This window comes from Paracoccus sp. ME4 (genome assembly GCF_046736325.1).
Classification (GTDB): Bacteria; Pseudomonadota; Alphaproteobacteria; order Rhodobacterales; family Rhodobacteraceae; genus Paracoccus.
Window position 1 is genome coordinate 1,120,937 of record NZ_CP151276.1, and the last position, 11,891, is coordinate 1,132,827.

An 11,891-nucleotide genomic window follows, 5' to 3' on the forward strand; every position below is an offset into this window, starting at 1 on the left:
CCGTGAACCGCCTCATCGACCGGTCCCGCGCCCTGCCCACGCCCGATGCCGCGCTGAGCGTGGCCTATGCGCCGATCCGGATGGAGATGCCCGGCCGCCCGCCGCTGGAGCTGCGCCTGACCGCGCCCGCCGCGGGGGACCACGTGCCCGTGGTGATCCTGTCGCATGGCTTCGGCCCGTCGAACGCGATCCCCTCCAAGGACGGCTATGCCCCCCTGGCCCAGTTCTGGGCCGAACGCGGCATGGCCGTGATCCAGCCGACCCATGCCAGCGCGCGCATCGGCGGGCTGGACCCGGCGCTGCCGGGCGGCCCGTATTTCTGGCGGGAACGCGTGGACGAACTGCGCGCGGTCATCGACGGGCTGGACCTGCTGGACCGGCTGCCGGCGATCGCCGGGCGGCTGGACCGCGACCGGATCGCCGTCGCGGGCCATTCGCTGGGTGGCCATACCTGCAGCCTGGCCCTGGGCGCCCGCCTGCGCGGCGAGGACTTCCACGATCCGCGCATCCGCGCCGGGGTCCTGCTGGCGGCGCCGGGGCGGGGCGGGGGTGACCTGCTGCCCGCGCATGCCGCGCGGCTGGACTTTCTGGACGTGGACTTCACCACGATCCGCGTGCCGACCCTGGTCGTCTGCGGCGAGCGGGACGATCCGTCCTTCACCGATCGCGGGCCAGACTGGCACGCGGACGCCTTTCACGACGCGCCGGGCGCTGAGGCGCTGCTGACGATCCGGGCCGTCGGGCATGGCCTGGGCGGCATCGCCGGTCTGGACGCCCGAGAGACCGACACCGAGGACCCCGACGCGCTGGAGGCCGTGCGCCGCCTGACCCTGGCCTGGCTGCGCCGCGCCCTGGGCGTCGAGGCGCGGATGTGGGCCCGCAGCCGCGCCGTCCTGGACGGCGCCGCGGGCGGGCTGGCATCGGTCAGGATCAGGGCTTAGGGCCGCGCGCGTCGCCAGGCGGCACCTGCGCGGTCACCGCCACGCCGCGACGGCGCGTGCGGCGAAGGTCGCGAAGGCGGTGGGTTCGCGGCCGGTCAGCTGCCGGACGCCGGGGGTCGTGCGGTCCTCGCCGCCCGCGGCGATGATCCCGTCCATCCGCGTCAGCGTCCGGGCATAGTCGGCGGGCAGGCCTTGGCGCATCAGCCGGGCGGTCATCTCCGCCGGATCCAGCGCGACGTGCCGCACCGGCCGCCCCAGGGCGGTCGCGATGATCGCCGCGGCGTCGTCATAGCTCAGCGCCTGCGGCCCGGTCAGCACCACGTCGCCGTTCAGTGGCGCCGCGGCCGTCAGGGCGGCGGCGCCTGCGGCCGCGATGTCCTCGGCGTCGATGAAGCCCACGCGCCCGGTGCCGGTTGCGGTGTAGAGGGCGCCCTCCTGCCGGATCGTCGCGGCATGGGGGCCTTCGGTGACGTTCTGCATGAACCAGGACGGGCGCAGCACGGCCCATTCGGGCGCGTTCGCGGCCAGCCAGGCGTGGACCGCGCCCATCATCGGCCCGCCAGGCTCCAGGAGCGAGGCGCTGAGCAGGACGAACCGCCGCACGCCTTGGCGCATCGCCGCCTCCAGCAGCGGCTGCATGACCGCTAGGTGGTCGCTGCGGTCCGTCGGCGCCACCAGATAGGCCGCATCGCACCCCTCGAAGGCCGCCGCCGAGGCGGGATCGGTCCAGTCGAACCGCCTGTGGCCGGTCGCCGCGGGGCTGCGCGTGCCGATCAGCGCCGCGCAGCCCGCCGCGGCCAGATGCGCGGCGACGCGGCGGCCCGTCTTGCCCGTCCCGCCGGTGACCAGAACCCGCGACACCGCCATCACGCGCCCTCTGCCAGCGCCGCGGCCGCCGCCTCCGCGCCACCCAGGGCGGTCAGCACCGCCAGCGGGTTCCAGAAGTCGCGATACCGCACGATCCGCCCGTCGCGCAGCGTGACGACCGAGACGTAGTGCTGATCATAGGGCGCGCCGGTGACCAGGCCCCGGCCGCAGCACGTGAACTCGAAGACCACCGTGGCGCCCGCGTCATGGACATCGCCCAGCTGCATCGGCCCGAAGCTCAGAAGCGGGCCCAGCCTGGCCATGTGCGCGCCAAGCGCGGCCGATCCGTCAAGCCGCCGCGGCAGGCCCTCCGGGGCATAGGGAAACTCGAACACGACATCCTCGGCGAACAGGTTCACAAGACCCTCCGCCGGGGCCAGCCGGTCGCCCAGTGCGGCGCGCAGAAGGTCTGAGAAACTGTCGAACTTGCCGGCCATGGGGAAACCTCCTATCAATGGAACGGTAGCGTATCGACCATATAGGAGGGCTTACGTTGGAACGCAACCGTTCCGTCGACGCGGTGAAACGGAAACCGTCCGGGGCGGCCCTGCCCAATGCCGCGCTGACCGAGGCGCTGCACCGCGCCTTCTTCCGGGAATGGGCCGAGCGCGGCTTTGCGGCGATCAGCCTGGAGCGGGTGGCGGCGCGGGCGGGGGCGGGCAAGGCCGCCATCTATCGGCGCTTCTCGTCGCCGCAGGAGTTCGCGGCGGCGGCGGTCACCGCCCTTGGCCTCGGCGTCGCCATGCCCGAGGATCGCGGCAGCCTGCATGCCGATGTGCTGGCCTTCCTGATGCGCCTGCGGGCGGTGCTGCGCCATCCGCTGATCCGGCGCATCCTGCCCGACCTTCATGCCGAGGCCGCCCGGTCCACGGCCATGCGCGCGCTGAACACGACCGTGGCCGAGGCGCGCCGCGCGCAGGCGCAGGTCCTGCTGGACCGCGCCATCGCCCGCGGAGAGCTGGACCCCGCCGTGGACCGGGACCTGGCGCTGGACCTGCTGCCGGCGGCGCTTTACTGGCGGATGGTCGTCCTGGGCCGGACGCCCACGCGCGCGCAGGTCGCGGGGCAGGCCGATGCCGTCGTGGCGGCGCTGCGGGCGGCCGCGCCCCCGGCCTGAGCGGCGCCGGGCGCGGCATCGGGGCGGGAACTGGCCCGAGCGGTACGGTGTTGTCCGGACAGCTTCGAGACGAACCCAAACAGACAGCACAGCGAGCAAGATCATGAAGAAACTGGCAGTCGGCACCACCCTCGCCGCCCTGATGATGTCGGGCGTGGCCTTCGCCCAGACCTCCGCCACCGTGTCCACCGACCTCAACGTCCGCTCGGGCCCGGGAGTCCAGCATCCGGTCATCGGCGCGATCTCGACCGACGCGGACGTGACCGTCGAGGGCTGCATCGACAGCGCGAACTGGTGCAAGGTGGCCTCGGGCGACCTGCAGGGCTGGGCCTATGGCGACTATCTGAACGTCAAGGCGGGCGACGAGGTCGTCTCCCTCTATCCCAACCGCGAGACGGTCGGCGTCGCCATCATCGAGGCCCCCGCCGATGACACCGACACCGGCCAGGACGTGGCGGTGGGCAGCGTCGGCGGCGCGGCCATGGGCGCACTGATCGGCGGTCCGATCGGCGCGGTCGCGGGCGCCGCGATCGGGGGCACCAGCGCATCGGCCGCCAATGTCGAGCCGACCGAGGAGATCACCACCTACGTCACCACGAACGCGGTGGAGCCGGTCTATCTGGACGGCGAGGTCGTCGTCGGCGCGGGCATCCCCGAGACTGTCACGATCTACGACATCCCGGAGCAGCCGGACTATCGCTATGCCCAGATCAACGGTCAGACCGTTCTGGTGAACCCCGAGAACCGCAACATCATCTACATCTATCGCTGATCGGGCGTCATGCCCTGATCAGGTGACAGTCTGACTGCGGCGACCCGGCGTCGATGTCTTCCACAGCGGAAGTCATCGCGCCGGGTCTTTGCATTCGGGACACCCGCGGCGGGGACGGGGCCGTCAGCGCGTCGGTGCTGGGGTGACACGTCCCGGCGGTTCGCGGCGGGCCGCCATGCCGGACTGGTCCTGCCATCGGCGGCCGTTGCGATCGGAGCGGGACGGCGTCGGCACGTTAAACATCCCCAATTTCTTTTGTGGACAGAGGCAGGATCAACGTGGTTACGTCCGAATCACTGACATCACGCTTATTTGAACATTGAGGGTATTGGATAGTGACCGGTCATTTCTGGATCGACCGCTCTCACGGCACCGGACGTCCGTCCGGAGCGACTGCCCGTCGGTCCGGCGCGGCGCGGTTCCCTCGCTCCCTTTCGGTTCCGTTCAGGCTGACGACCGCCGGTGTCCCGTTGCCGACGGCATCGTGCCCGACGCAGGCACGCCGCGACCTGCCCGTTTGCGGCAACGGTCGGAGGCAGCCGTGCCGGGGGGTGTGGCGGCGTGGTCGGGGCATGGGCATGGGAACGGCTTTATCAACGAGGTGACCGCGGTGGCCACGAACCCCTACACGAAACTGCCTGCGGAAGCCTATTGGCGGACCGGGGTCGCGCGTCACGCCGGGTCGGGGCGGGTCCTCAAGGGCCTGTGGCGGCCGGGCGCGGGCATCAGGTCAGGGCATGGGTTCCTGACGGTCGGGTCCTGCTTCGCCCAGCATATCGGCCGCGCGCTTGCCGGCGCCGGGCTGAACCGGATGCTGGTCGAGAGGGCGCCCGGGTTCCTTCCGGCCTCGATGCATGAGGGGTTCGGCTTCGGCGTCTTCTCGTTCCGGGTCGGGAACGTCTACACCGCCGCCATGCTGCTTCAGTGGCTGCGATGGGCGCGCGACCCCGCCTCCCAGGACCGCGAGGTCTGGAGCGACGGCACCGTCTTCTTCGACCCGGTGCGGCCCGGCATCGAACCCGGCGGCTTCGAGACGGTCGAGGATCTCCTGGCCGCGCGCGATGCGACCCTGGCCGCGATGCGAAGGGGGATCGCGGAGGCGGACGTGCTGATCTTCACCCTGGGCCTGACCGAGATGTGGGTGACTGCCGATACCGGCCTGGTCCTTGCCAGCTGCCCCGGCACCCAGGCCGGAACCTTCGACCCCGAGAGGCACCGCTTCGCGAATGCGGGTTTCGCGTCGGTGTCCCGCGACCTGGAGCAGATCCGCGCCATCCTGCGCGAGATGAACCCGGACATCCGGCTGCTTCTGACCGTGTCCCCGGTGCCACTGACCGCGACCGCCGAGCCCGGGGCGCATGTGCTGGTGTCGACGGTGCAGTCCAAGTCGATCCTCCGGGCGGCCGCCGGAGAGATGGCCCGGAACCATGACGACGTCGACTACTTCCCGTCCTACGAGATCGTGTCCCAGCCCGCCTTGGCCATCGACATGTTCGAGGCCGATCGGCGCGAGGTGCGCCGGGATGCGGTGGCCCTGGTGATGCGGCATTTCCTGGACGGCCTCGGGGTCGCGCAGGCAGGGATGGACGCGCCGGAGGCGCCCGACACAGCGATGCAGGAGCGGATCGACCAGGCCCTGGCCCAGGGCGATGCCGTCTGCGACGATCTGGAACTGGACCGCTTCAATGACCACTAGGCCCGAACGCACCCATTTCGAGGCGGCGATCATCGGCGATTCGCACGCCATGGCCGTGTGGAAGCACCTGGCGCCGGGGACCGTGTTCCGCCGCACGATGACGGCACCGGCCAAGCATTTCGACGGCCGCTTCTTCGCCGCGACCGAGGGCGGCATCCGCATCACCGCCGACGGTCTGAGCGAGGCCTTCCCGCGCGCGACCGCCGAGGTGATCGCGACGATGACCCTCGCCCGACAGCGCCTGGACGCGCAGCTGCAGGCGATCATCGAGGCGGGCCTGCCGGTGATCTCCTCCCTCGGGGCCGCAAGCTACCGCTTTGCCCGGCGCGTCGCGGCATCGGCCGAGGACGGCATGCCGGGGGCGTCGGGTCGCATCCTGCGCGCGGCCGCCGCCGATCATATCCAGCATTTCGTGGCCTTCCACGAGGCCCTGAGGGCGCATGTGCCGGCGGTCACCTTCATGCTGGGCGCCTGCCGCTATCCGCCGAACCAGAAGGCGGCCTGGCTGGCCCATGACCAGGTGATGACCGAAAGGCTGACCGCCGCCGGGATCGGGATCATCGACACGCGCCAGGCCACAGGGGATGCCGAGCTGCGCATGCTGCCGGAGTTCGAGGCCGATGACGCGCTGCACGGAAACGCCCGCTGGTGCGAGGTCGTCGCCGACAGGATCCGCGGCGTCGTCGGGGCAGGGGTCGCGGGCAGCTGACTCCCGGTGACGGCGTCGGCACGGCGGGATGGCCGGAGTGGCACGATCCTATGGCGCAATCAGGGGAAGATGATGCGCCTGAAGGGGGCGCGCCATCTATGCAGGATCAATGGCTTGCCAAAGAAAATGCGCTCTTGGCGTCGCGCGTACTTTCAAGGACCTGCAAGGCTTTTGGGAAACATGATCTGCCTGGGTGCCATCCCTTGGTGAGCTAAAGTGTCTCGTCTCAGCAGGGGCTGGCCCCTCGCGCAGCCCTGATGGACCCACGCCGAGAAGCACCCCCGATTGGGCCGATGCTCCCGGTTCTGATCGACGCAACCGGCCTTCGCAGGTTTGATGAACCAAGGGGAAGTCCCCCAAGGCAAGCGCCAGGTTCAGCTCGTCTTGTGGAACGGGCGTTGGAGCAGGTGATGCTCTCCATCATGCCGGAGAGAAGGCCGGCGTCTAATTTTTTGGGGGATGAGGCAAGCGCTGATGTGCATACGTTGTTTTTCATCACGGCACCGCAAGTTAGGATCGGCCGCATGCAGCCGCTCGACTTTGCGGTGGCCGGCTAGCTGGAAGCGCATCACCTCCATCAGCTGCGGATATGAGACATATCTCGTTGGCTCAGGGGCCGCGATGGCGAAACGCACCTCAGGAGAGGCCGAGGTCGCGGGCCTTCAGTGCCGCCTCCACCCGGTTGCGCACCTGCAGCTTCTGCAGGATGTTGGTCATGTAGTGCTTGATCGTCTTCTCCTGCAGGTCAAGCGCGCGCGCTATCTCCTTGTTGCTCAGCCCTAGAGCCAGATGGCGCAGAATTTCGGCCTCGCGCTCGGTCAGCTCCTCCACCTCGGGCGGGGGCGGGCCGCGGCGGCGGTCCTGCAGCGCCGCGAGGACGCGCCCGGCCAGCGCCGGCGGCACATAGGAGGCACCTTCGGCCACGGCCTGGACGATCCGCGTCAGCTCGTCCGCACCGACGCCCTTCAGGACATAGCCGCGCGCGCCGGTCTTCAGCGCCGTCAGCAGGTCGTCATCGGTCTCTGACGCGGTCAGCATGACCAAGGCCACTGCCGGAAAGCGCCGTGCGATCGTCCCCGCCGCCGCCAGCCCGGAACCGGGCATCGAGATGTCCAGAAGCGCGACATCGGGCATGTGCGTCTCTACCGCTGCGACGGCCTCGTCGGCCGTGCCGACCTGAGCCACCACTGCGAAACCGCCATGCTCCTGCAGCGTCAGCACCACACCGCCGCGAAACAGCGGATGATCGTCGGCCACGACGACATGCACCTTGCCGCTCACTGCGGCACCGCCGCGGGCAGGGTCATGATCAGCCGCGTGCCGGCCCCCGGCGCGCTGTCGATCTCGAAGCTGCCGCCGATGCTCTCGACCCGTTCGCGCAGACCCGACAATCCCAGCCCCGTGAGACCGCGCGCCGCAGGATCGAAGCCCGGGCCGTCGTCGGCCACCCGGATCGCCACCTGCCCATCGCGGCTGTCTGCGGAAACGCCGACCGCCGCGCCCGGCGCGTGACGGAAGGCGTTCATCAGGCCTTCCTGCACGAAGCGATAGATGCAGATCGCATAGGGATGCCGGACCGCCACGCCCAAGGCGCCCGTGCGGTCGAAGCCCCGCTCCACGTCCACGCCCGCGCGGCGCTCATGCGCCCGGATGGCCAAATCCAGCGTCTCCGCCACGGAACGGCCATCCAGCTCGGGCAGCGTCAGCCCGCTGCACAGGGCGCGCACGTCGCGCAGCGCCTCGTCCAGGCAATCGCGCAGCCGCCCCACCTCCGGATCGTCGCAGGCGATGCCCGCGCGGCGCATCACCGCGTCAAGCCGCAGCGAGGCGAGCGCCAGCGCCTGTGCCGGACCGTCGTGCAGCTCTGCACTGACGCGGCGCATGTAGCGCTCGTTGGTCTCGCTGACCCGCTGCGAGGCGCCCTGCACCCGCTTTCGGAGGGCCTCGTTCTGGCTGGAGATGCGCGCCAGCTCCTCCAGCTGGGTCGTCAGCCGCCGCGTCTGGTCGGCGATGGTTCGGCTGCCCGCGCGCACGATGCCGAACAACGCGAGGAACGTGGCCGCCGTCACCAGGGCGACCACCGCCCAGGCCCGCATCTCGGCCCGGCGCAGATCCTGCTGCAGCTCGCTGGCATCCAGGTAGAACTCGGCGACAGCGATGATCTCGCCGGTCAGGATCGAATGTATCGGGTTGTAGACCTCCAGCAGGGGCACGCCACTCTGCTGCTCGCGCAGGCTCTCGGCACCGTCGAGTTCGTCGAATGAGGCGTTCAGCTGCCCGGCCCAGGCCTGAAGCAGTTCGCCGCTCGGTGGAAAGCGTCGGCCGATGAGGTCGGCCTCGCTGCTGAACGCCAGCAACCCGTCGCGCCGCCAGATCTTGACCGAGATCACCCGCTCCGACAGGGGCTCGCGTCCCAGGATCGCGTCCATCCGCCCGATGGTCTGCGGTGACAGCGACCCTGCGACTGCCAGCTCCTGCGACAGGGGAGCGATGAAACTCTCCATGTAGACCGCGCTGGAGATCGCGGAATTGCGCACAACCCCTGAGGTGATCGAACCGCTGACGATCGTGCCGATGATCGCCATGCCCACCAATGTGACCACGCTGCCCGCCAGCGCGAAGCGGTGATGCAGTGGCCATCCGCCAAGCCTTCTGCGCAGCGCACAGAGCGCCCCCCACCCACGGGTCCGAACAAGCTGTGCCTGCGTCATCGTCACGAGCGCTGCCCCGGTTGCGATGCCTCATCAAGCGTCGGAGGCGGCGCGAATTCAAGCCCGTTCCGACCAAGGTCGGACTGCGGACCCGGCACAGGTCGGGCCGGTCCTGTCAGGGGTCCGGCCCCCGTCGCCAACCGCATCGACCGGATGTCAGATGGTCAGGTCGGGCAATGATGCCTGCAACGACGGGAGGACCCAATCCATGTTCAAGTTCCTGAAACGCCGCCGCGCCCTGGCCATGCTTGCCGGCACCGCCATCGCCCTGACCACCGGCGCGGTGCAGGCCGCGCCCTATGCCCCCGAGGCCCATCGCGTCCTGACGCCGGGCCTGGAGGAACCGCTTCTGCTGGCATCGCGGGGACGCGGCGCCGATGACGGCGCCCGCCATCATTCCCGCGATGACAAGGGTGGCCGCCGGGGCGGTCGGGGTCGCGGAGCGGACGACGCGCCCGGCGACGATCATGGCGGGCGGCGGGGCGGCAAGGGCCGGGGCGCGGATGACGCGCCGGGCGACGATCATGGCGGCCGCGGCCGGGGACGCGACGACGGCCCCCATCACCGCTGAACACCGGCTAACGCTGCGTTGATATCAGGCCCCTGCCTGGCTGAGGCTGGGCGGGGCGTTGAGCACCGGACGTTCTGTGCCGCCCAGATACAGCCAGCGCGGGACGCCGATGCGCCCGAAATGGCTGCATCGGCATCGGATCAGGTCGTAGGTCGCTTGGTTCATGGTGGTTCTCTCCGAACCATCATGGTGAACCAATCGGGACCGCGGACGCGAACCGCTAGGGCTTGTGCGCGTCCAGCCCCGCCTGCTGCAGCGCCCCGGTCGGCCGGTACCGGCCGATCACCGCATACACCTGCTGCTGCAGTTTGGTCCGCACCATGTGCTGCAGCTGCGTCCGAGACGAGGCAAGCTTTCGCAGGGCGTACGACACTAACCGGTCGACGTAGTCCAGCACGGCCCCTAAGCCTGCTCCAGCATGGCTCGGGCTGCTTCGACCTTCAGGGTGTAGCGACCACGGTTCTCGATCTCGGCGCATCGCTCGAAGTCCCGAAGGGCCAGATCATGGAGCCCGCTTCGCGAATAGGCCAATCCCCGCTCTTCCAGGAACTCGATCTGATCTCCGTAGTGGCGGATCATCCACGACAGGAACTCGATATAGTCGGGGTTCTTGTACCGACCGCCCTTGAACATCCTCCTGAGCGCCCACTTCCATTGCGGGACCCCGCGCCGGTGTCGGGATGCTCGAAGGATGTCATAGGCTTCGCCCGGGTTTCGATCGACGAAGAAGGCGGTCGTGAAGTCGCGGTAGAGCCCCGCCTTCGACAACTCCAGCAGCGGCGTGTGATTGGAGTGCGGAAGCGGCCATCTCTGGAATTCACGTCCCGCCTGCTGCAGCAGCTGCAGGTGATCGACATCCGCCTGGTAGAAGGGGTCGTAGACGAGGTATGTCTCGGTCGCCTCGCTGGCGTTTGGCCCAAGCGGGAAGATGCATTTCGTCAGATGCCCGACAGACCTGAACCGCCGCTCCCAAGGTGCCACCTCCGGATCAACGATGATCGGCGGCGCAACCGATAGAACGGTAAAGACGGGTACGAACTGCGCAGCAAGCAGGGCGCCGGCGCCGCCCATCGAGCTGCCGAAGGTTGTCACCTCTGCGTTGGCGGCCAAGGCGGACCGCACCCGCTTCATGGCCTCGGGGAAGTCTGATACCTGCCACCAGTGGTTCTGCCTCGCAGCTACCCCGATGAATCCCATTCCCGCCGCGGTGGCGAGACCTGCATTGACCGGTTTTCTCTTGTTCCAGTGCGTGAACGTCAGCAGGACACGAGGAAGGTGAAGATCCTTGCCTGCCACGAGAAGCGTGGAACTGGCATACAAAGAGGAAAGATGTTCAGCCATGGGAATCACAAAGCACTCTGCAAATGGTGGCGTCAGCTCACCGCCGACATAGTGGCGACACGTTCGCCCACCCATGCATGAACTGCGATTCCCCGACGCTGTCGCAAGGGCGAAGGCCCAAAGATTCAGGTCGCTGCAACCGCTTACCGAAGGCTCTGCCCGCTTCGAAGGCACTCTTGCCATCCTCGATCGTCTGGATCACGGCGTGCTCCTTCGCCGGGCTGGTGGTGAAGGGCCGGGCCAGCCCGCCGCGCTGATGCGCCACGATCAGCGCGCAGATCGGCGCGACCGCCAGCATGAAGCCGTGGATGCCCTCGGCCGTGGCCCCGGTCAGCGGGCCGAGGATGGCGGCCAGGCCGGCGGCGATGGGCTCGGCCGTGCCGTTGCTGACGCTGCCCGCGATCACGTCGATCAGCGTCAGGATCGCCGGGACGATGCCCAGACAAAAGGACCGCGTGCGTCCGATGAAGATGGGGGCGATGGTCTTGATGCTGTCCATGGTCAGGCTCCTTTCAACCAGGTGGCGACGTCAAAGCCGGGACAGGCCTTGGCGGCGTATTCGTTGTGGCCACTGACCTTGCGGATCGCGGCGCGCAGGCTGATCGCGTCGATCATCTGCCGCAGGGTGATGTCCTGCTGATGCGTGAAGTGGTCGGAGAAGCGGTCGGTCTCGGCCGAGCCGTGGCCGCCGATCAGGCAGATGCCAATGGCGCCGGCGTTGCGGCCGATCGTGTGGCTGCCGATCACGGTCTCCGGCCGCCCGGCCAGGGTCGTGCCGTCGCGGTCGATGATCCAGTGATAGCCGATGTCGCGCCAGCCGTTGGCCAGGTGCCAGCGCCGGATCTCTGCCACCTTCTCGGCGGTCGGACGGCCTGCCATCCAGTCGGGCCGCGTCGCGGCGCAGTGGACGATGATCTCGGTCACCGGGTGGCGGGCGCTGCCCTGGTGGATCATCGCGCCGCTGGCGGGCGTCACGGGCGCGACGGAGGCCTCGACCTGCGCGGCCTTGCCGCCGGCCGCCAGCCAGCTCTCGGCCGCGGCGCGGGTCTTGGCGCCGAACAGGCCGTCCAGCGCGCCCGGCGAGTAGCCAAGCGCGTTCAGCCCGGTCTGGATGGACCGGATCGGTTCACGGGTCATGCGAGGGTTCTCCATGAAAAAGCCCCGCA

Annotated in this window: 15 protein-coding genes; 6 read left to right on the forward strand and 9 right to left on the reverse strand. The window is 69.4% G+C overall.

Annotated elements, in window-relative coordinates:
- Positions 1-2: 2 nt before the first annotated feature.
- Complete coding sequence (locus tag AACG61_RS05705) at positions 3-941, forward strand: alpha/beta hydrolase family protein (protein WP_411839037.1); 939 nt, start codon at positions 3-5, stop codon at positions 939-941.
- A 33-nt stretch (positions 942-974) separates the two neighbouring features.
- Here the strand turns inward: AACG61_RS05705 and AACG61_RS05710 are convergent, their stop codons facing one another.
- Both AACG61_RS05710 and AACG61_RS05715 read right to left on the reverse strand, forming a co-directional pair.
- Entirely contained in the window at positions 975-1,808 is an 834-nt protein-coding gene (locus AACG61_RS05710; protein ID WP_411839038.1) for an NAD(P)H-binding protein, read from the reverse strand.
- Complete coding sequence (locus AACG61_RS05715; protein WP_411839039.1) at positions 1,808-2,245, reverse strand: nuclear transport factor 2 family protein; 438 nt, start codon at positions 2,243-2,245, stop codon at positions 1,808-1,810. Before AACG61_RS05715 ends, AACG61_RS05710 begins: the two co-directional genes overlap by 1 nt.
- Before the next feature lie 83 nt (positions 2,246-2,328).
- Between AACG61_RS05715 and AACG61_RS05720 the strand changes: the two genes are divergently transcribed.
- The 4 genes from AACG61_RS05720 (at position 2,329) to AACG61_RS05735 (ending at position 6,102) form a co-directional block, all read left to right on the forward strand.
- Positions 2,329-2,925: a TetR-like C-terminal domain-containing protein gene (locus AACG61_RS05720; RefSeq protein WP_411839040.1), complete on the forward strand. Its 597-nt coding sequence runs from the start codon at positions 2,329-2,331 to the stop codon at positions 2,923-2,925.
- A 103-nt stretch (positions 2,926-3,028) separates the two neighbouring features.
- Positions 3,029-3,697 (forward strand): DUF1236 domain-containing protein, encoded by a 669-nt coding sequence (locus tag AACG61_RS05725; RefSeq protein WP_411839041.1) that lies wholly within the window; start codon positions 3,029-3,031, stop codon positions 3,695-3,697.
- Positions 3,698-4,298: 601 nt separating this feature from the next.
- A complete protein-coding gene (locus tag AACG61_RS05730; protein WP_411839042.1) occupies positions 4,299-5,393 on the forward strand; it encodes a GSCFA domain-containing protein in 1,095 nt (364 codons plus the stop codon).
- Positions 5,383-6,102 (forward strand): hypothetical protein, encoded by a 720-nt coding sequence (locus AACG61_RS05735; protein WP_411839043.1) that lies wholly within the window; start codon positions 5,383-5,385, stop codon positions 6,100-6,102. The genes AACG61_RS05730 and AACG61_RS05735 overlap by 11 nt, the downstream gene beginning before the upstream one ends.
- Before the next feature lie 636 nt (positions 6,103-6,738).
- Here AACG61_RS05735 and AACG61_RS05740 read toward each other — a convergent pair.
- The gene (locus AACG61_RS05740; protein ID WP_411839044.1) at positions 6,739-7,383 is read right to left on the reverse strand and encodes a response regulator; all 645 of its coding nucleotides are present in this window, start codon (positions 7,381-7,383) and stop codon (positions 6,739-6,741) included.
- Complete coding sequence (locus AACG61_RS05745) at positions 7,380-8,813, reverse strand: sensor histidine kinase (protein WP_411839045.1); 1,434 nt, start codon at positions 8,811-8,813, stop codon at positions 7,380-7,382. The genes AACG61_RS05740 and AACG61_RS05745 overlap by 4 nt, the downstream gene beginning before the upstream one ends.
- Before the next feature lie 208 nt (positions 8,814-9,021).
- On the opposite strand from AACG61_RS05745, the gene AACG61_RS05750 reads away from it, so the two are divergent.
- Entirely contained in the window at positions 9,022-9,384 is a 363-nt protein-coding gene (locus AACG61_RS05750) for a hypothetical protein (protein ID WP_411839046.1), read from the forward strand.
- Between the two features lie 24 nt (positions 9,385-9,408).
- Here the strand turns inward: AACG61_RS05750 and AACG61_RS05755 are convergent, their stop codons facing one another.
- From AACG61_RS05755 to AACG61_RS05775, 5 genes are read right to left on the reverse strand one after another with little or no spacing between them, the layout of a single operon-like run.
- Positions 9,409-9,549, reverse strand: a complete 141-nt coding sequence (locus AACG61_RS05755) for a hypothetical protein (protein ID WP_411839047.1) — start codon at positions 9,547-9,549, stop codon at positions 9,409-9,411.
- A 55-nt stretch (positions 9,550-9,604) separates the two neighbouring features.
- Positions 9,605-9,781 carry a hypothetical protein gene (locus AACG61_RS05760; protein ID WP_411839048.1) on the reverse strand — a complete coding sequence of 59 codons (177 nt, stop codon included), beginning with the start codon at positions 9,779-9,781 and terminating at the stop codon, positions 9,605-9,607.
- A 5-nt stretch (positions 9,782-9,786) separates the two neighbouring features.
- A complete protein-coding gene (locus AACG61_RS05765) occupies positions 9,787-10,725 on the reverse strand; it encodes a hypothetical protein (RefSeq protein ID WP_411839049.1) in 939 nt (312 codons plus the stop codon).
- 37 nt (positions 10,726-10,762) lie between these two features.
- A complete protein-coding gene (locus tag AACG61_RS05770; RefSeq protein WP_411839050.1) occupies positions 10,763-11,224 on the reverse strand; it encodes a hypothetical protein in 462 nt (153 codons plus the stop codon).
- 2 nt (positions 11,225-11,226) lie between these two features.
- Positions 11,227-11,862, reverse strand: coding sequence for an N-acetylmuramoyl-L-alanine amidase (locus AACG61_RS05775; RefSeq protein WP_411839051.1), 636 nt, complete (start codon positions 11,860-11,862; stop codon positions 11,227-11,229).
- Positions 11,863-11,891 lie beyond the last annotated feature (29 nt).

Excerpts from the sequence above, each read along its gene's own strand:
- AACG61_RS05775 (WP_411839051.1), bottom strand. The coding sequence starts at position 11,862 with ATGACCCGTGAACCGATCCGGTCCATCCAGACCGGGCTGAACGCGCTT.
- AACG61_RS05765 (WP_411839049.1), bottom strand. The coding sequence starts at position 10,725 with ATGGCTGAACATCTTTCCTCTTTGTATGCCAGTTCCACGCTTCTCGTG.
- AACG61_RS05770 (WP_411839050.1), bottom strand. The coding sequence starts at position 11,224 with ATGGACAGCATCAAGACCATCGCCCCCATCTTCATCGGACGCACGCGG.
- AACG61_RS05755 (WP_411839047.1), bottom strand. The coding sequence starts at position 9,549 with ATGAACCAAGCGACCTACGACCTGATCCGATGCCGATGCAGCCATTTC.
- AACG61_RS05745 (WP_411839045.1), bottom strand. The coding sequence starts at position 8,813 with ATGACGCAGGCACAGCTTGTTCGGACCCGTGGGTGGGGGGCGCTCTGT.
- AACG61_RS05725 (WP_411839041.1), top strand. The coding sequence starts at position 3,029 with ATGAAGAAACTGGCAGTCGGCACCACCCTCGCCGCCCTGATGATGTCG.
- AACG61_RS05715 (WP_411839039.1), bottom strand. The coding sequence starts at position 2,245 with ATGGCCGGCAAGTTCGACAGTTTCTCAGACCTTCTGCGCGCCGCACTG.
- AACG61_RS05735 (WP_411839043.1), top strand. The coding sequence starts at position 5,383 with ATGACCACTAGGCCCGAACGCACCCATTTCGAGGCGGCGATCATCGGC.
- AACG61_RS05710 (WP_411839038.1), bottom strand. The coding sequence starts at position 1,808 with ATGGCGGTGTCGCGGGTTCTGGTCACCGGCGGGACGGGCAAGACGGGC.
- AACG61_RS05750 (WP_411839046.1), top strand. The coding sequence starts at position 9,022 with ATGTTCAAGTTCCTGAAACGCCGCCGCGCCCTGGCCATGCTTGCCGGC.